We start from the raw sequence: 17472 nt of genomic DNA on the forward strand, positions 1-17472 counted from the left end.
TATTAAGGACGCACACCCACATTGGCCTGCAAGTTGGTATTGTTGGTATCTGTACCCATCACAAAACCACCAACACCAAACCAGCCATTCGGTGCGGTCGATTGATCGCCCTCGCCCCAATTCAAATGATAAAATAAAAAAGCAGATTCCTGGCAAACGGGAGAAGACCCACTACAATCCAGATTGTAAAAGGTATCCAAATGGAACCCATCCGCTACCCAGGCGTGACCAGTCAGACTTGTCCCACTTTTGAATCCTGTCATCACAACAGGGTAGCCGTTGTATAAATCCGTTTGAACTGAGCTCTGATTGGCATTAAAATCAACCATTGCCCCCTGATTCGAATAGCCAGCGGCTTGAAAAGCACTGGGTATAAACGAGTTCGTTACGCTGATCTCACAACTAAAAGGCGACTCATCATGTGCATTTAAGCTCAAATAACAAAAACTAATTAGTCTGGATAACTCTATGTTTCCTGCACCCATGGCTGAACATAGAACAGAACCATCATCCATGAGATCCCAATCATAGCCTGATGCTGGTTTTCGAGTACCCTTGTTGTGGAAATTCGCTCGTAACACCATCGCCGTAGCTAAAGGGGCGCATCCCGTTAGCGTTTTGTTACTACATAATGCGCAGGCTCCCGCGGTATTGAGTGGATCCACTTGGGGGCAACTATAAGCATAGCTATATTTCTGCGACCAAGAATCAGCAAAACTACCTGCTAAATCATTTGGATAGCCCTGATTGGCATACATCGTTCCTGATGGACACTGGTGCATATATATGTCGTAAGATGAGCAATTGCTATCCGAAGTTCTGCCATTAGGGGTTGTACTACGGCCTTTACTTTCAAAATAGCGCCAACGATTTTCAATTAATTCGTTGGGAGCGGTTAATTTATTTCGGGCATTTTTCATTAAATCTTTAACCCCATCCACCCATAGGCTAAAACCTCCTTGTGCCTGAGCTAAACCCATTTTTCCAGAATGAGCGTACGCTAAGACAGGTGTCATCCGTCGGTCCGCTGAAACGACAATCCAGCCTTGCTCTTTTTTATAGTTAATAATATGAAATACTGGCCGGTCCAGTTCATCCGAGTACGTTAGTGTATTTTCAATGAGTGAACTATCTGAAAGTGATTCAGCACTGATCCGAGCTTTTGGGTCTGCCACAACTTGATGAAAAATATTGGCAATCTGAATGGCCGTATTCTTCTTAACGTCAAAAGAAAAGGTAGGTAGAACCTGGTCATTATTACTTGATTCGTTAGTAGACCGGCAGGTAGCAAAAAGTAAAGCAATCAGGAGGCAGCAGCCAATAGAGGCTGATTTCAGAGGGAGTAACGTTTTCATCATGAAAAAGGTAAAGTCGGGAGTAGAAAATTGGCAAAACTTTAACAAGACTACTGGACGAGGACTTTGAATCCTGTAAGAGTTGTCCTTAAGTAATGTGAAAGTTTATTCTGCTAATTTATATGTACTCTTTTATGAATAAGCTTATATTATAATTTAATTAAAAAAAATAACATATCTAATAATTAATAGGACTTATATGGGTATAAATCCTTTATATAAATCAAATAAACTACTTAGTTTTATGAACTAGAATTGTGCTATTGGCACGACTTCGCCTGACGCGTTAAATTTCCAGACCATGGAAACTAGACAAGACAAAAGTGATCTAACAAGCACAGCATCCTCACCTTTCTACCGCTGGCAGTAATACCGATAGAAGGTCACAAAGGAGAAAGGCAACTGATGCCTGTGCTCGGCTTCATAGCGCTCTCTGGCCAGCTCAAAGCGCTCCTCCAAGTTATAGCGGAAACTACGCACCTCCCGGCTGAGGGGCTCGAAATACACCGTCAGAAACTGCTGTTTAATGCTGGGTCGAGGAAGCATCACTAGGCGAGTTTAAAAACACCAGGGTTTGCAGGGTCCCGTTTGTTGATGAGTTCCTGTAGGCGACTCGGCCGCTCTTTCTTCCGGGGCACAGCCACGTTCTTTCTCGACACAGGCGTAAAGCCAAACTGCTGGCTGTACTTCAGAGCTGCCGCACTGGCTTCGTTGAAGATCTTCAGCAGGTTGGGTGTCTCTACGTAGTACACTTTGCCGGTCTCATCGCGGCATTCCCGCACCACGCCTTTCTTTAACTCCTCGGCCGCTTCTTCGGCAATCTGTAGATGCATGCAGTACAAACCCAGCGAATCCAGATCCGTTTCGGCCAGAATACCCTCATTTTGGAGCAGTTTTAGGTACTTTTTCCACTGTTTTCGACCCGTTTTGGTCAGGTATGGGGGTGGTTCAGGCAGGGTCTCCACCGGCGCTGGCTGGACAAAAACAGGCTCTGTACGGTCTCTACGGGCCGTTCCGGTCAATTCTTTCTCCGCCTGGGACTTTCTGGGATTGGGCATAAGTCAATTTTGAAGTGACACCGATTTTTTTTGGGTAGGACAGCGATTCGTGCTGACCAGTCTCTTAGCGATTTAACCCACCCCTGGGGTAGGAGCTAGTTGCGGCGCAGGAACGTCTCAAAGGGGTCTTCTTCCTCTTCCTTGGGCAACTGAATGCGTGACCGGGACGAGGGCGTTAAGCCGTACTCACTGGCAATCTTCATCGCCTGCATGAGGGCCTTGTTGCCGATAGCGACCCAGGGCGAAGGCATTTCGTAGCCCTTGTCAGTGACGATCACCCGAGCGCCGGGCAGCTTGAGTTGTTCCTCGGCCTCGCGAAAGATGCCCAGCTGCTGGCAATAGGCGCCGATGATGGATTGATCCGTAGCGGTCAACAGCCCCACGCTATGCAGCCAGCCCGCAACGAGTACCCATTCGTCTCTGGCCCAGGGGTTCAGCCAGTCGGGCGGGGCAGGTAGCTCGGGCAGCGGGGAAACAGGGGGTTCGTGGCTGTTCATCCGGTCAGTGCGGAGTGTACCGGTTAAACTTTTCAGGGCAGTAGGGATGGGTTTGGCTCCTCGTTTCATATGGAGTTAGGGGTTAGTCTGGTGTCGTTCCTTACCGGACTTGCGGGCGTGGCAGCGTTTGCAGAGACTCATCAGGTTGGTCTCATCGAGCGGTGCACCACCCAGTCGGATGGGCGTAATGTGGTCAACCACAGTAGCCTCCACCAGGCGATTCTGTTGTTTGCAACTCACACAGAGGGGATGCTGATCCAGCCAGCGCTGACGCAGGTGTCGCCAGGGCGCATTACGGTAAAACTGGTTAGGGACACCCCCCTGCGCTTCGTTGGCCCAGCGGGCGTTTTTCTTGGGGGTTGGTCCCATCCAGGGCCGATGGATCTTCTTGACAGTGGGCATCTGAAGGTTAGTTAGTATGTCGGGGTACGAAATAGGCGGCTGTGCCTATCCCATTGATTTCTTCATTCTTTCGGTAGCCGGTAAAATACGTCTCCCATGCCTGCCGGTTGAGTTGATCAAGCCGTGCGATGTGGCGTTTGGTTGTAACCCGGTCCACAATACCCATCTGGGGTGATCCGGTAAAAACAAATGGCGTGAAGGATTGGCCATCAATGAGTCGAGGGCAGGCATTGAAAATGGATACTGTTTCCGGCACCTCATAGCCGTGTCTAAAGGTAATCGCGTCTACGGGACTAATCGTAAGTGTTGATAGTTCCTGCTGACAATGAAAGTCCGCGTAAGCGTTCAGCAAATAACACCAGCCATCAACGGGGTCGTTGACAAAGAACTCGCCTTTAACCGTGTAGCTGACGAGCCGGAAACCACCCATGAGCAAGGAAGGAGCCATAATAAGTCCTCCTTGAGTCGCGTCAATAAACAGGTCGTCATGGGCCTTTAGGTAGGCATACCCTTCTGCAGAAAGGTAGTTCCGGTCGTCGTGCTGGTAAAAAAAGTTGTCTGGGTACATGCTAAGTAAAAGAGGGTAAAACGTTGTGCTTAAAGTCTTCAATCGCCCAATACAAATCGCCACCACGTAGCTTCGCTTCTCCGCTTATATTTACATCCATTGAAGGGCGGGATTGCCGTAGCTTGCTCATGTCAGGCGTTTTCACAAAGCTTGCCCCATACCCTAATGGATTCTGTGACATGTTGGCCAGATTAGAAAAGATGCGATCACCGATTAAATTAGCCCCCTGAGCGACCGAGGAAACGAACTCACCACCACCCGCGCGGGCTTTGATGCTTTCCCCCATTAGTGCCATTGTAGGCCGTTTAATTAACCCACCACCTTCTAATGCCGTTAGCCCCTTGATTGCGCCCCCGGCAATAATCAATCCGGCCCCGGCAACCTGTAAGCCGATCCCCTGTGGTAAGGTCGTACCAGCCAGGAACGGAGCGGCCAGTAACAACGCTTTAGATCCTATTAGGGCGGCTGTACCAATCCGAATGGCATAGTCGCCTATAAAACCTAGTATTGTTTTAAGCGCCCCCGCTAGTGGATTCCCTCCTTTCCCTATGCTTTCCCCGATACCGGATAGAAAACCACTCGCGGAGTTAGCCAGGGATTCGCGTTGGGCGTTCAGTGCCTCTCCCATCGACTGAGCGGCAATAATGATCTTATTTTTGCCATCGGCAAGCTGCTGAACAATACCCCCGACAAAATCAGCGTCGGGCCCATCGCCACCCAGGGCGTTGTCTACCTTGAGGTTTATTAAGTATTCCGTATCGGCTACAGACCTTAGCTTGGCAGTATAGTCCGTTAGTGAGGCAATGGCTGAGGCGGGAACTGAAAGTCCCTTTACTGCCAGGTTCGCAACCAGGTCTTTGATTTCACTCACCCGGCGCTGATAGAACTCAACCCCCGGCATGAGCTTTTGCAAAGAGGTTAGCTGGATACCGAACGGGTTTGATTGGCGTAGCTCAGGCAAGATCCCCTGCAAGGTTTTCATATCGTCAATGATGGCCTTTACCTGGGTATCCGTTCCTAGTTGTATCGGCTCCGCGTTTATTGTCGTTCGGGGATTCTTGGCCAGATCAAGCCGCGCCTTATCCAGTTCGACAGCCCGCGTCAGTAAGCCAACCTGTTCGCGTAGCGAGGCTGGGGCTTTATCGCCCTGTTCCAGGAGTTGTTTGCTAAACTGCTTCAGTAAGCGCTCATTAGTCGACAGGGCACTACCCACCCTATCGACGGCTACTTTCTGGGTTTTGAAGGAGTTGGTGGCCGCTTTAATGGCCATGTCAATGGATTTGGCCTCGGCAATTTTGGCGCTCACATCGAGCCCTTTCTGTTGATCAGCGAATATCTGGGCCTTTAAGTCCTTTAGCCGGTCCTTAGCTTTCTTGAGGTCGGTATCGGTTCCAATGATACCGTCCAAATAGTTATACGATTTTGGCTTCACTGGGGCTTCACCCAGATCCGTCAGCCGGGAGGTAGCCAGGGCTAAATCTTTAGCGTATAGATCCCGGATACGGGTCGCATCCAGAATTTCCTGATTCTGAATTTCCAGTTGCTTGATGGATGCTTTAGTAGCTCCCCGGCTGAGGTTAAAGCCTTCGCCAATAGTGGCCCCGATGAGGTCAAACCCACTAACGTCGACTTTTTTGCTTTTCTTGGCAATCAGATCAGCCTCGGCCGCTTGCAGGTTGGCAGTTTGAACCTGTACCCTGGCTTTTAGCTTCAGGAGGTCAATGTATTTCCGGATAGAGGTAGTAGCCGCATCGGTGTTGATGGTTTCCAGGCTAATATTGCCCAGGTACTTCGGCGAGATGGCGTTAATATCAGCAATGGCTTTGCGTCGCTTCTCTTTTGACTCCTTTTCGTTACGGGCCACAAAGATCAGGGCATTCAGGGCCGTTGTTTCCCCAACGATACTGGTGGCCACCTCCCGGTTAACCTTGGAGAATAGCTCCGATTCATCGACCACCGAATTAATGGCCTTACGGTAGGAGACGACTGACGATACAGCCAAGGCAAGTCCCCCGGCCGCTGTGATCGCCAGGCCAATGGGACTGGCCAGTCCCGCAAAGCCGGATTTAATGGAGGGCAGTACCGTTAGAACCGTACCCAGAGCAACCGAGAGAGAGCTGACGGCTGCGGTGGCCCCCGCCAGGCCAAAGATTGCCCCCTTGGTGGTTGAGTCGAGTCCCGCAAAGCCGGTTGCCAGGCTACTGATGGACTCTCCTAATCCGTCGATCTTGCTGGTTAGTCCTAAGGTCTGGTCGGCGGATTCACCCAGCGTGGCCTGAGCTATGGTGAGCGAATCGGTAAAGTTCTCAATGGCATTTTTCGGCCCGCCCTTGACCCGCTCCAACTTGGAAAGCTCAGTGGTCAGATCATTGATAAACTCCTTCGGCCCGCGTCCTACAGACTGTAGCTTGGCGCTGATCTGTTCAGAGTCCACCGTCCCAAACATATCGCGTATAGCTTTGGCCACCGCGGGGCTGGCGTTGAGGATGGGTTTTAGATCTTCGGCCAGCACCTTGGCTTTACTACCCATCTGGGTGAGCTGAGTCAAAACCGAATCCAGTTCAAGTTTGCCCCCGCCCGTTTTGGCTATAGCATTGCCAAACTCTAATAGATAGCGCTTTGCTTCCTGGGCGCTAAACCCTACCGCCTGTAAACGCACGTCCCCCTTAACGGCCTCTTCCAGACCCAGGCCCGGGAGTTTAACAACAGGGCCTAGTTCGGCGAAGCGGGCCGCAGCCCCGGCTGCCGATCCGGTAACGCTCTCCAGACCCAATTTAAGAGCGTTGAGATCGGCGTAGGTCTTAAAGGAACTGGCCCCGATCAAACCGAGTCCGGCGGTTATAACTGCCGTTGATTTCCCAAAGGCTTTCATATTTTCGCCTAACCGGCCCAAGCCCCGATCATAGATGCGTTGCTCTCGATCAGCAGCTGCGTAGCCAGCGGCCAGGGTGGTATTGAGGGCGATTCCTAGTTGCTGGGTTGCTGACCTGGCCTGAGCCATACCCTGAAGGAATTGGGTAACGGTGACACCCAGGACTATATTAACTGGATTGGCCATAGGTTTATAGCTATGTATAAAAAAGTACTTTTAATTACAAAGTAATAATACATCATTTTGACGTGATAGGCAAGGAAATAGGAGGTTAAAGTTTTGATCTACAGTAGAAAGGAGCCTTTACGAAAAGGTCGATTGTATGAAAATAGACATCTTTTCGACCCTTTAATAAGTTAGGGGTTAGATAAGTCTCAGAATTGTAAAGAAGCCGGGGATGTTTTGCTTTATTGGTTTTCACACCAAAAACTCTACAAACAAATGGCTGCACATCCTGCACCTGGCCATTCAGTGGCTCCTCATTCAGCTCCCCGGAAAGCGCTTCAGCCCGTCACCATGGCGGTTGTTTTAAAAATGTTCCCCGAACCACACTCCAGAAAGAATGTGGAGAAATACTTTGCGAAAATTCACAAAGCCTTAACGGATTTCAGTATTACATCGCCAGAATTGCAGCTAGTTGCTTATGCCTCAATCCGAGCGGAGTCTGCTGCTTTTGAGCCCATTGATGAAGCGAAAAACAAGTACAATACACGGGTGCTTTTGCCGGTGGAGTTTAATGGAGGAGTGGAGCTGAACTTATATGAGGGACGATTTAAGAATATAAACTTTAAAGAATCCGAATATAAGGACACTAAAACGCTAGGCAATACACACTTTGGGGACGGGGTACGATTCATGGGGCGTGGTTTTATTCAATTAACCGGGCGCTACAATTACAATATTCATGCGGCCAACATTGCTTGCCACAAGATGATGGAGAATCCACGACTCGCTAATAATCCTGACATTGCAGCCAAACTGGTTGCCTCCTTTATCGGCAGAAGTAGAAACCGGATTGAAAAGGCCATCTTAACGTTTGATTTCCATGAAGCCCGACGGGCCGTCAATGGAGGGGTGCATGGCCTGGATAGCTTTATCGAGGCCTACAAATTAGGGTATCAACTTATCGGAGGAACACTCCCGACAACGGGCTCACCTACCCCTAAAAAACATTGATCTATGCGAGGCGGTGACAAGATGTGTACTTGCCCTGGCTTCCAAAAATTGCTTAACAACAGCTAATTACTTTCTAGTATTAAGGTTACTCACTAACTGCAAAAAACGCCCGGTCTCAAGCTGAACCGGGCGTTTTACGTCATGATTGATAGTGAATAATCGATTTACTTCTTCTCCAGCAATTGCTTGACCATTTGCTCGAGTTGGTCAATTTTTGCCTGTTGCTTTTGATTAATGGCTTGCTGCTCCTGGTTCTCTTTGGCCAATTGCTTTTCCAGCTGAATACTATACAGGGTCAGCTCCTCAATCTTCTCCAGTAATTTGGCATCCATTTTAGCCGCATCAATACCCTGCTCAACTACCTCAACCGCAGAAGGAACGCCAGGTAAGTGCTGATTAGCTTGAATGTATTGGTCCACCTCCGTTAGTGAACGAAGCTTGTAGCCTGCCATAAACACCTTATCTGACCAGTCTGCTACACTACGTACCGAGTAATGACCTGTGGAGGTTAGGACCAACTTACCGGTGGCATCGACAGTCAGCAGCTTATCCGTTGCGGCTACTTGAACAGGGCTATTGGCTGTGAGTCTGCTTAACCGAACACCCGATTCATTATCCACTCCGCTGTTAACCTCCAAACGGGCTGTCGGGGCCGAGGTGCCAATGCCGACGTTAGCCTGATTGCCCAACACAACAGCATCGTTAATAGCCACAGTAGCTCCTGCTCCAATAGCCGTAGCATTGGTGAGGTTTTGAGCGATGGCATCGGCACCAGTACCTAGAAACGTATTGCGGGAACCGCTATCGTGGTTACCGGTATTGAAGCCGATGTAGACATTGTCATCAGAGTTACTACTAGCGGGCCCTGCTCCATTACCGACAAAGGTATTGTTATTGCCGGTGCTGTTGCCTCGGCCAGATGAGGTGCCAAAGAAGGTGTTGCCAGTGCCAGTGGTCGTTGTATAGCCCGATTGATAGCCCATAAAGGTATTGGAATTGGTAACGGCGTTATAGCCCGATTGAAAACCGAGGTAAGTGTTTTGCAGACCAGTCTTATTGGCACGACCAGCCCGACTGCCAACCATAACATTACCTGATACTTGGTTATTGAATCCAGCCGAGTCACCAACTATTACGTTATAGTCTCCATCATTGTTATACCCTGCCTTACTGCCAAATAAACAATTATTAGAGGCTGATACTACTCCTATGTTTGGTGTTTTGTAAATGCCAAAACCTGCTCCTGCACCAAAAAAACAATTGTCGTGCCCAGAATCACCATTGTATCCCGCTGAGGTACCATAATATGAGTTACTATATCCTCTGGAATTAAGGCCACCGGTAAAGGCCCCATAAAATGAATTAGCATATCCGTATGTATTGGATTGGCCGGTTACATAGCCCATATAGGTATTGTTGATACCTGTTGTCGTATTGCTGCCGGCACTATACCCCAAAAAGGAGTTAGCAAACGCTGTGGTATTAGCAGCACCAGCATTCGAACCCACAAATGTATTGGCAGACCCTTGAGAATTTGCTTTTCCAGCATTATTGCCAATAAAGGAATTATTAATTCCCGTAGTATTAGTGTAACCAGATTCGACGCCAATAAATGTATTAAGTGTTCCAGTTGAATTAGAGAAGCCTGACCTACCACCAATAAATGTATTTGATGCTCCAGTCGTATTGGAAAATCCGGCGCCAGCGCCTATAAATGAATTTGATGCTCCAGTCGTATTGGATTGTCCTGCGGCAGAGCCAGCAAACATATTCTGCCCTCCAGTTGTGTTATTATTTCCTCCATTGGCACCAACAAACGTGTTATCTGCCCCAGTTGTGTTTTTATTACCTGATCCTTGTCCCAGGAACGTATTAAAAAAGCCGGTTGTATTGGAATAGCCAGCATCAGAGCCAACAAACGTATTCTGATAGCCAGTTGCGTTATTATTTCCCGATTGATATCCTAAAAACGTATTGCGAAAGCCGGTTGTATTGGAATAGCCAGTAGCATCTCCTAAAAATGTGTTAAGGTTGCCTTCCGTGGTTGAATAACCAGCCTGACGACCTATGAATGTATTCGCCGATCCAGAGGTTATACTATTGCCTGCCTGTAGGCCAATAATGGTATTCGCTGAGCCAGGAGTTGCTGAGGCAGGAGCAGTAAGAATAAAGTTGTTCTGAGCTTGTAGTTGAAAAGTCAATAGAATCAGAGGAATGATTAATGCGTAAACAGGTGTTTTCATAGAAAGGAGTTAAATCACGGATCAAGCCAGCATTGGCGAATAGGGTAGCAAAGTAATATCGATTACAGGAAATAGGCGAAGAATATACTAGGCGGTTAAAGTCTTCATACATCTCTATTATGACTTTATCTTATACACATACCGCCTTAAACCTTCACAAAAACGCCCGATCTCATCGAAACCGGGCGTTTGCCTTTATCCACGTTTTAGGTTGTTTAGACCCAGAAAGAACTATACCCAGCGACAGGGCACATACACTCTAGTAAGTACCCGTCAATTGATTTATACCCGTCGGGAGTGAATGGCCTCTGCGCCGAACGTATCCCGCATACGTTGACCATTTCTCTGCTTAGGAGGCTTTGTGAATATGCAGAAAAGGGTGGGCGCGATTAGGTGCTGGCTTTTGTGGTACTTCGGAGCCACTAGTCACCGTCTCTTTGGTGCGCTTGACCAGCGCACTGACAATGCCCAGCGCGTTTTTGATGTAACGATCCGAATAGGAGGGCTTCGACCAGCCGCCCATCGTGGAGAGCTGCACACTGTTGGCCCCCTCGATGGCCCACTGGGTCAGGCCTGTATCGCGGGCATCACCAAAGCGGAGCTTGATTAGTTTGCCCTCTTCGTTTACCAGCCGGGCCTGATCCGATAGTTTGACCAGGCGCTTGGAGAAATAGTTATAATCTTCGTAGACCAGCCCCGATAGGCCGCCGTACTTTAAGATTATCCGCTGGGTGCGGGGCGTAAGGAACACGGTTTGTTTGAGCCGGGTGCCTTTCTGTTTGGTGCGGGATAGCTGAACGAACTGTTCCCCCTCCAGGTCGATAATCCGGGCGGTCTGCAACTTCAAATAATCGGCATGGTGCATACACAACTCCGCAGCCACCATCCAGCTATCGCAGACCGCGCGCAGTTCAGGACTAAGCGTCAGGGTTTCCAGGTAATCAAGCTGCTCGCGGGTGATCGGGTTGGGGTTGGGCGTCGAACCACCCCGAACCGTGTAATCACTCAGCGGGCTTTTATCGCCCAGATAGCCCTTGGCCACGGCATATTTTAACAGACTCTTCAGTAGGGTAATCACGGCGCGTACCGTCGAGCTGTCATAAGGCATTCCCGTTGTTTTGCGCTGATCGATAATGAACTCCTGCAAGTTGGTGGCAAAGGCGACGTTGACATCCAGTACGGGGTAGTCGGGCTCCCCGATGTGTTTGAGGTAGCGATCGATCAGCCGCCAGCGGACCCCGTAGGTCTTGTAGGTGCCCAGCGAGATTTCGTCAGGCTTGCGAATGATGCCGTTTTCCTGAATCATCTTGGAGCGAATCCGCCGGAACTCCTTATAGACCGTCGCCAGGCTCACCACTTCGAGCGGACCCAGCCGGGAGGAAGCCGCCGACAGGTCGCCTTTTTTGCTGTTCTTTCGGAGCCAGAAGATATTTTTCTGAATGGCTTTCAGCGTAACGACCCGGCCCGAGCGGCACAGCTCTTCGTGAACCGTTTCGATCAGGGTCTGAAAGTCGACGATCTGTTTGGTCAGCGCCTGACTCTCCTGGCTCACCCGCAGCGCCTTGCGACCATCCCAGATGGAGCGAAAGGTTTTGATCCGGGTCGAGAAGGGCGTGCAGGCAATGTCGTTTAAATAAAGCTTGACGTAAAGGCATCCATCACAATCGGGCAGGGCATCGGCCGTACCGGCATAGTTGTGTTTGGTGGCGCGGGTTTTTCTAAACTCGAACCGAACTCGTACCGTTTGGCAACGTCTGCTAAGGGTATTATTCATTGGCCTGGCCCTCCCTGCTTAGCCAGTAGCATAGGGACCGTATTCATTGTGTCCAACGGTTAGGCTAACGTACACCGAGCAGTCATAAGTGGGTCTGGCGTCGGGTGTGCTTAAAGTGGCTTTGGATCGGCTTTTCCGATAGCTGAAGTGAACGTCCAGCGAGGCATCGGGGCGATGGTATTTATACATGGTATTTTGGGGTTAAAAGACGTTAACTAGTTGAAGGAAAGATTGATTAGATGGTAACTCGAAGTGCATGCAGGTAGTAATTTCTAGACCAGTCGAGATAAAAAGTAATCGTTAATTAAGCCGGGCCGTGGTGTCGGTCTGCAACCGGGTCAGCCGTTCATTGAGGCCTTTCAGAGCCGCGATCTGCTGCTGCTGGATGTAGCGCATCTGAGCCTCGGTGGCAATGAGTTGCTCCTGGCACTCGATCCGCTTCTCCTGAATGCGGCCCGACTCCTGCAGAAAAAACACCCATTCCCGGAGCTTAAGCACATCTTCACACAGGTGCGGGTTCGCCGTAAACTGGGGCAGCATCCCCGTTTGCAACGAGTCCTCTTCACTCGCAGGTAGTGGCAGAGTCGGCTGATCAGGCAACGGTCCCAGCCGCTGCATGATATAGTGCTCCAACAGCGTAGTCAGGCTGTTGTACAACTCGAAATACGCCCACTTACGGGCTTTACTAGTGAGGGTGATGTGCTCCTCGGAGAGAAAGTAAACCGTAAATACTTCCCGAAGATCAGCCTTGAGGGCGAAAGCGCTCTCCAGGTCTGCCATGGCCTCCTCCAGGTAATAAGGAAACTCAAAGGGCTTATTAGGCTGATTCATGGCTAGTCATTTTTGGCTTGATCTTCCAGAATAGCCATGGACATATCGCTCAGAAATTCATCCAGGTACTGATAGAGCCAGATAGCCTCGGTCAAACCGGATCCGGGTTGTTCTTCCCATCGGGGTATCCAGGTCATGAACCAGGCCCTAATGGATTCGCGCATGGCCTGCACCTGGTGGGGATTGGCCAACTGGTCACCGAAGCCGCCGGAGAGGATGAAGGAGATACGGGGTTTGTAGTCCTGGATAAGGAGTACCCCTGATTTTGCCGCTGGTGTGGTGTTTTGGACCACTGGCGAAGATGTGTTTGCACAGGAATCCCCTGTACGGTAAATTTGCACCGTCTTCATTTTTAGATGAAAGTTTAAAGATGATTCTATAAGTCCCCCTCACTGTGCTTTCCTAGGGCCGTAGCGAGGGGGCTTACTGTTTACTGGTAGGTTAAACAATTCAACCAGGCAATCTTTCGATACTGTGTGGTCTCTTCTATTTAACTCAAGCTTACGCAATATTAACTGGGATAAACTAAAAATGCAACACGTTCTATGTAAAACGTGTTGCATTTAGATTTGCGAATATATTTTTATTGAATAAACCTGTAGTGATTATGTCACTTCGCTTTTAAACTGGCAATTCGCATTTTACTTTCCCACTCAATGGCTTCTGCTTGGTTCGCATAGAGAAAATTAATCGCCCTTTCAATGACTTTTCCGCCCTTTTCATCAAAAGTTGCAGATAGATCTTTGATTTTGCCCAGTGTTTCTTCAGAAAGCCGATAGGTTGTAGTTGTCTTTGCCATTTGCTTAATTATCTACTGTAAACTTAATGCACTTTGCCATACAAAGCAACACGTTTGAAGTATAAAGGAATGCCTATATAGATCAATGACTTTATTGAGAAACGAGTGCAGAAGTTAGAGGGGTAGTACGTTGCCTGCTTCTAGAAGGCAATAAAGTAAGACCCACAATCATCAGATCTGGACGTTCCAGCAGGTGGTAGAGAAGAATTATTTTTCGCTCGTCGTTGGCGACTCCCTGATTTCTGAGGCAATAAAGGTCCGGATGTCAGCCAGCATCGATTCGGCTTCGTTGTGAATGATCTCCAGTTGCTGACTCACTGACTTTTTGGACAAGCTCTTTAGCCGGGTTTCTACCGGATGGGACAATACACCATCAAACCAGAAATTAGTAAAGGTGACCCGGAATGAGCCCTCATAACTCTCAATACTGGCTGCGTAATTAACCGTTGGCAGAATGTAATTGGTTTTATTCATCACATATGTTCGGCCACTGATGGTACCATTCACGATAATGTCTCCCGTTAAATTATCCCCGATCAGCAAGGCACTCGGCGCATTCTTGATGTGAAAAGCCGCCCACCGCCGGGACTGGCGGAAAATGTCCTCCCGGCTGGCCTGCAGCTTTGATGTGTATTGATAAGTAGCCTTGCCGTGTTTCATTGGCATGATGCCCAATAGCTTTCCATTTTGTACTTCAGTAGGAATAAACGTAGCGCTACAACTGGATAACAGCAGCGCAATAGCAAAAAAGGATAGGTATTTCATAATGGTGCGATTGTTAGATGTGCATCAAAGACCGTCCTTAGTCGATAGCTACTACGCGTATTTAGTGAACGGCGGCATGGGTAATAAATGGTCCCGAACCAGGGATTTCTTTGTGTTTACAAAGCCATATTGTGTTTGAGTATTGACTAGTGAAATGTCGCATTTTTACAATTCACAGGGTGACAAATAAATTAGTTTTGTTTCAATACTCTGTACCAAATCTTTTTATTCTTCTACATACCAATAGTTTATAAGCTAATGTATTCCCATAAACAAGTACCGACATGGCTGATCTATCCAAAGTAAACTGGGACAAAACCCAGCCCCTTATTCTATTTATGCGGGAGCAGATCCCGACTTACTTTCCTATCATTGCCGAAAAGCATCCTAGAGGCAGAGGCGTAGGGGGATATGTGGAGAGGACGACAAAGACAGGTAGCTTTTCCTTCCATTCCGAAGGGCGGGCTGCCGATATTTATTTGAATGCATTTGATGCGGAACAACGCCACATCGGCGATGCGCTGCGAGATGGGTTCATCCGGTATCATCAAAGCTTAGGAGTCGATCATGTCATCTGGAATACGAAGATTTGGAGTGTTGAAAAAGGCGGTCCTCGTCCTTATACGGGTGGTAACGGGCCTCACACCGACCACATTCATGTGGCCATTACGAAAGCGGGCAGCCAAAAGAAAAACCCGGACTTAATCCGGATGCTGGATGAAGTGAGCGCTATAGTATTTAGCATGGAAATTGGCTATGCCTTTCGTTATCTGTGGTAGGCGCTTCGGGGACTGCTTCCAGTTGAAGATGTAACCAGGATGAAGACAAACTACTAGAGAAAAAGTGGAGATAGTGACGAAAGTGAGGCTCGAAAAACATCTTTTATTTTTCCCTCTATTATTCTCGAATCAATGGTATCTCTGTCAAAGTCTATATAGGGGGTTTGACAGCTGACACTATCAGATTGCCTCATCAATGATCCTTTGAACCGAGTTTTGGGAGGTGTCTGCTAACCAAATCATGCTTTTTGTACATTTTATCCACAGGGTATCGGGTATAGCTGTGAACCGATTCCATTCAATTAGAATCCTTCCTGCACTTTTTAAAAAACGTAATATGGATTTGTTTGCCAGCGAAAGAAACCATCAATCTCGCAAAATCAATTTTGGATAATATGCCAAAGTCAAATCTACATTTGTACACAGCATGAGCCTCAAAGCTCGGTAATAGATAGTCCCGAGCTTTGAGACTCTTAAATGAATGATTATTATTTCTTCTCCAGTAATTGCTTAACCAGTTCTTTCAGCTCGTCAATTTCTGTTTGCTGTTTTTGGCTCTGTTTTTCCAATTGGATACTATACAGGGTCAACTCCTCGATCTTTTCGAGTAACTTAGCATCCATCTTCGCCACATCAATGCCCTGCTTGACAACCTCTGCCGCCGAAGGCAGACCGGGCAAATGGCCCCTTTGCTGAATGGCTTGCTCAACCTCTCTCAGACTTTTGAGCTTATAATCTTTCTCAAAGACCTTATCTGACCAGTCAGCAGTGGTCTTAATCGCAACTTTTACTTTCTCGGTCAGAATTCCCTCCGCTACAAAGAGCTTATAGCCCGCAGGCGTCTTGCTGACACCCTGACCAATAACGACAGCCTCACCTTGTGCACTTTCCAGAAAAGAACCGTTCCGTTGCCACAGCGTCTCGGTAGCCGCTTCCCGGAGCGAACTGGTAGAACTGACCAGAATCACATTACCACTGCCATCGACCGACAAAAACTTAGTCTGAGCGGTGGTGCTGGCAGGTGAGGAACTGGTGAGGTTCTCTAAGCGTAAGCCCGACGTATTGGCTACCCCGCTAGTGATGTGCAGTTTAGCCGAAGGAGTTGTATTGCCAATGCCCACACTCACCGAATTTACGCCTGTACCGCCCAGAACCACTGAGTTACTCTGGCCAACTTTGGCATTGGCCCCAATAGCCACCGCATTGGTTAGTGAACTGCCGAGGAGGAAGCCTGAATTATAGCCAATACAGACGTTATCGGAAGAATTGACAAATCCACCCGAAAACCCGGCATCCACTCCCAGGAAGGTATTTCGACTACCTCCAAGGATATAATAGCCCGTTCGACCGCCCACATAGGTGTTAGCTACTCCGGTGGTATTAGTACGGCCTGCTGATGCGCCCAGAAACGTATTAAGCTCACCGGTGGTGTTCTCAAAGCCTGCTTCCTGACCGATAAAGGCATTGTTAACTCCTGTTGTATTGGAAAAGCCCGATACACTACCCACAAACGTATTATAAAAACCCGTGGTGTTATTTTGCCCTGCCCGCTGTCCAAGAAAGGCATTACTATGGCCCGTAGTGTTGGCATACCCGGCAAAGGGTCCCACAAAGGCGTTACCGTTGCCGGTCGTGTTGGCGTTACCAGCCGCATGACCGACAAAGGCATTATCGCTGCCTGTGGTATTAGAGTATCCTGCATAGGTGCCGATGAAGGCATTATCAAGACCGGTGGTGTTAGCAATGCCAGCACTGTTGCCGATAAAAGAGTTGTTAGACCCCGTCGTATTAGCCTTCCCGGCCTGAAAGCCGATGAAGGCATTGGCCGAGCCGGTGGTATTGGAGAAACCCACCTGATAACCGATAAAGGCATTGTTAGCCCCGTTGGTGTTGGCATAGCCCGCCTGATGCCCGATAAAGGCATTCCCACCCGTTTGATTAGAATAGCCGGCCTGATAGCCGATGAAGGCATTTTCAGAGCCGGTGGTATTGGAGAAACCCGCCTGATAGCCGATAAATGCATTGTTAGCTCCTGTCGAGTTAGTCCTCCCCGCACTGGAGCCTAAAAACGTATTAGAAGACCCCATCATTGAACTATTCCCGGCATCGGCACCCACCAGGGTGTTATTAGCGCCTGGTGTGGCTGAAATTGGTGACGTGGCCACATAGTTGTTCTGAGCCAGCAGGGAGCCAGACGTGAGCAACAGCAAGCAGAGGTAGATAAATTGCTTCATAAAACCGAACAAGTTTGAGATAGTGATAGATATGCTAACAGTTGATAATATAGATGAACTTTAGTAATATTCTTGCGCATACTACCTGTCGCAAGAATAAGTTAGCATCATAACCGACA

The 17472-nt window shown here is 48.6% G+C and carries 17 protein-coding genes; 2 read left to right on the forward strand and 15 right to left on the reverse strand.

Annotated elements, in window-relative coordinates:
- Positions 1-2: 2 nt before the first annotated feature.
- The 7 genes from G8759_RS06145 to G8759_RS06175 all read right to left on the reverse strand — a co-directional run bounded on the left by G8759_RS06145 (position 3) and on the right by G8759_RS06175 (position 6938).
- The gene (locus G8759_RS06145) at positions 3-1358 is read right to left on the reverse strand and encodes a Spi family protease inhibitor (RefSeq protein ID WP_167206177.1); all 1356 of its coding nucleotides are present in this window, start codon (positions 1356-1358) and stop codon (positions 3-5) included.
- A 351-nt stretch (positions 1359-1709) separates the two neighbouring features.
- Entirely contained in the window at positions 1710-1901 is a 192-nt protein-coding gene (locus G8759_RS06150) for a hypothetical protein (protein WP_167206179.1), read from the reverse strand.
- A 2-nt stretch (positions 1902-1903) separates the two neighbouring features.
- A complete protein-coding gene (locus tag G8759_RS06155) occupies positions 1904-2413 on the reverse strand; it encodes a phage terminase small subunit P27 family (protein ID WP_167206181.1) in 510 nt (169 codons plus the stop codon).
- Between the two features lie 95 nt (positions 2414-2508).
- On the reverse strand, positions 2509-2979 hold the full coding sequence (locus G8759_RS06160) for a phage terminase small subunit P27 family (protein ID WP_167206184.1): 471 nt from the start codon (positions 2977-2979) through the stop codon (positions 2509-2511).
- A 6-nt stretch (positions 2980-2985) separates the two neighbouring features.
- Positions 2986-3312: an HNH endonuclease gene (locus tag G8759_RS06165; RefSeq protein WP_167206186.1), complete on the reverse strand. Its 327-nt coding sequence runs from the start codon at positions 3310-3312 to the stop codon at positions 2986-2988.
- Between the two features lie 7 nt (positions 3313-3319).
- On the reverse strand, positions 3320-3880 hold the full coding sequence (locus G8759_RS06170) for a hypothetical protein (RefSeq protein ID WP_167206188.1): 561 nt from the start codon (positions 3878-3880) through the stop codon (positions 3320-3322).
- Position 3881: 1 nt separating this feature from the next.
- Positions 3882-6938 carry a tape measure protein gene (locus G8759_RS06175; protein ID WP_167206190.1) on the reverse strand — a complete coding sequence of 1019 codons (3057 nt, stop codon included), beginning with the start codon at positions 6936-6938 and terminating at the stop codon, positions 3882-3884.
- A 255-nt stretch (positions 6939-7193) separates the two neighbouring features.
- On the opposite strand from G8759_RS06175, the gene G8759_RS06180 reads away from it, so the two are divergent.
- Positions 7194-7928: a hypothetical protein gene (locus tag G8759_RS06180; protein WP_167206192.1), complete on the forward strand. Its 735-nt coding sequence runs from the start codon at positions 7194-7196 to the stop codon at positions 7926-7928.
- A gap of 164 nt (positions 7929-8092) precedes the next feature.
- Here the strand turns inward: G8759_RS06180 and G8759_RS06185 are convergent, their stop codons facing one another.
- From G8759_RS06185 to G8759_RS06215, 7 genes are all read right to left on the reverse strand, one after another.
- Positions 8093-10171, reverse strand: a complete 2079-nt coding sequence (locus tag G8759_RS06185; protein ID WP_232074149.1) for a beta strand repeat-containing protein — start codon at positions 10169-10171, stop codon at positions 8093-8095.
- 349 nt (positions 10172-10520) lie between these two features.
- A complete protein-coding gene (locus tag G8759_RS06190; protein ID WP_167206194.1) occupies positions 10521-11945 on the reverse strand; it encodes a phage integrase SAM-like domain-containing protein in 1425 nt (474 codons plus the stop codon).
- A gap of 18 nt (positions 11946-11963) precedes the next feature.
- On the reverse strand, positions 11964-12134 hold the full coding sequence (locus G8759_RS06195) for a hypothetical protein (protein WP_167206196.1): 171 nt from the start codon (positions 12132-12134) through the stop codon (positions 11964-11966).
- A gap of 111 nt (positions 12135-12245) precedes the next feature.
- Positions 12246-12776: a hypothetical protein gene (locus tag G8759_RS06200; RefSeq protein ID WP_167206198.1), complete on the reverse strand. Its 531-nt coding sequence runs from the start codon at positions 12774-12776 to the stop codon at positions 12246-12248.
- Positions 12777-12778: 2 nt separating this feature from the next.
- Positions 12779-13126: a hypothetical protein gene (locus G8759_RS06205; protein ID WP_167206200.1), complete on the reverse strand. Its 348-nt coding sequence runs from the start codon at positions 13124-13126 to the stop codon at positions 12779-12781.
- A gap of 260 nt (positions 13127-13386) precedes the next feature.
- Positions 13387-13575, reverse strand: coding sequence for a hypothetical protein (locus G8759_RS06210; protein ID WP_167206202.1), 189 nt, complete (start codon positions 13573-13575; stop codon positions 13387-13389).
- A 207-nt stretch (positions 13576-13782) separates the two neighbouring features.
- Complete coding sequence (locus tag G8759_RS06215; protein WP_167206204.1) at positions 13783-14340, reverse strand: DUF4468 domain-containing protein; 558 nt, start codon at positions 14338-14340, stop codon at positions 13783-13785.
- A 284-nt stretch (positions 14341-14624) separates the two neighbouring features.
- Between G8759_RS06215 and G8759_RS06220 the strand changes: the two genes are divergently transcribed.
- Positions 14625-15119: a hypothetical protein gene (locus tag G8759_RS06220; protein WP_167206207.1), complete on the forward strand. Its 495-nt coding sequence runs from the start codon at positions 14625-14627 to the stop codon at positions 15117-15119.
- A gap of 488 nt (positions 15120-15607) precedes the next feature.
- Here G8759_RS06220 and G8759_RS06225 read toward each other — a convergent pair whose 3' ends face one another.
- Positions 15608-17353: a prefoldin domain-containing protein gene (locus tag G8759_RS06225; RefSeq protein WP_232074150.1), complete on the reverse strand. Its 1746-nt coding sequence runs from the start codon at positions 17351-17353 to the stop codon at positions 15608-15610.
- Positions 17354-17472 lie beyond the last annotated feature (119 nt).

This window comes from Spirosoma aureum (genome assembly GCF_011604685.1).
Lineage (GTDB): Bacteria > Bacteroidota > Bacteroidia > Cytophagales > Spirosomataceae > Spirosoma > Spirosoma aureum.

Excerpts from the sequence above, each read along its gene's own strand:
- G8759_RS06145 (WP_167206177.1), bottom strand. The coding sequence starts at position 1,358 with ATGATGAAAACGTTACTCCCTCTGAAATCAGCCTCTATTGGCTGCTGC.
- G8759_RS06150 (WP_167206179.1), bottom strand. The coding sequence starts at position 1,901 with ATGCTTCCTCGACCCAGCATTAAACAGCAGTTTCTGACGGTGTATTTC.
- G8759_RS06155 (WP_167206181.1), bottom strand. The coding sequence starts at position 2,413 with ATGCCCAATCCCAGAAAGTCCCAGGCGGAGAAAGAATTGACCGGAACG.
- G8759_RS06160 (WP_167206184.1), bottom strand. The coding sequence starts at position 2,979 with ATGAAACGAGGAGCCAAACCCATCCCTACTGCCCTGAAAAGTTTAACC.
- G8759_RS06165 (WP_167206186.1), bottom strand. The coding sequence starts at position 3,312 with ATGCCCACTGTCAAGAAGATCCATCGGCCCTGGATGGGACCAACCCCC.
- G8759_RS06170 (WP_167206188.1), bottom strand. The coding sequence starts at position 3,880 with ATGTACCCAGACAACTTTTTTTACCAGCACGACGACCGGAACTACCTT.
- G8759_RS06175 (WP_167206190.1), bottom strand. The coding sequence starts at position 6,938 with ATGGCCAATCCAGTTAATATAGTCCTGGGTGTCACCGTTACCCAATTC.
- G8759_RS06180 (WP_167206192.1), top strand. The coding sequence starts at position 7,194 with ATGGCTGCACATCCTGCACCTGGCCATTCAGTGGCTCCTCATTCAGCT.
- G8759_RS06185 (WP_232074149.1), bottom strand. The coding sequence starts at position 10,171 with ATGAAAACACCTGTTTACGCATTAATCATTCCTCTGATTCTATTGACT.
- G8759_RS06190 (WP_167206194.1), bottom strand. The coding sequence starts at position 11,945 with ATGAATAATACCCTTAGCAGACGTTGCCAAACGGTACGAGTTCGGTTC.
- G8759_RS06195 (WP_167206196.1), bottom strand. The coding sequence starts at position 12,134 with ATGTATAAATACCATCGCCCCGATGCCTCGCTGGACGTTCACTTCAGC.
- G8759_RS06200 (WP_167206198.1), bottom strand. The coding sequence starts at position 12,776 with ATGAATCAGCCTAATAAGCCCTTTGAGTTTCCTTATTACCTGGAGGAG.
- G8759_RS06205 (WP_167206200.1), bottom strand. The coding sequence starts at position 13,126 with ATGAAGACGGTGCAAATTTACCGTACAGGGGATTCCTGTGCAAACACA.
- G8759_RS06210 (WP_167206202.1), bottom strand. The coding sequence starts at position 13,575 with ATGGCAAAGACAACTACAACCTATCGGCTTTCTGAAGAAACACTGGGC.
- G8759_RS06215 (WP_167206204.1), bottom strand. The coding sequence starts at position 14,340 with ATGAAATACCTATCCTTTTTTGCTATTGCGCTGCTGTTATCCAGTTGT.
- G8759_RS06220 (WP_167206207.1), top strand. The coding sequence starts at position 14,625 with ATGGCTGATCTATCCAAAGTAAACTGGGACAAAACCCAGCCCCTTATT.
- G8759_RS06225 (WP_232074150.1), bottom strand. The coding sequence starts at position 17,353 with ATGAAGCAATTTATCTACCTCTGCTTGCTGTTGCTCACGTCTGGCTCC.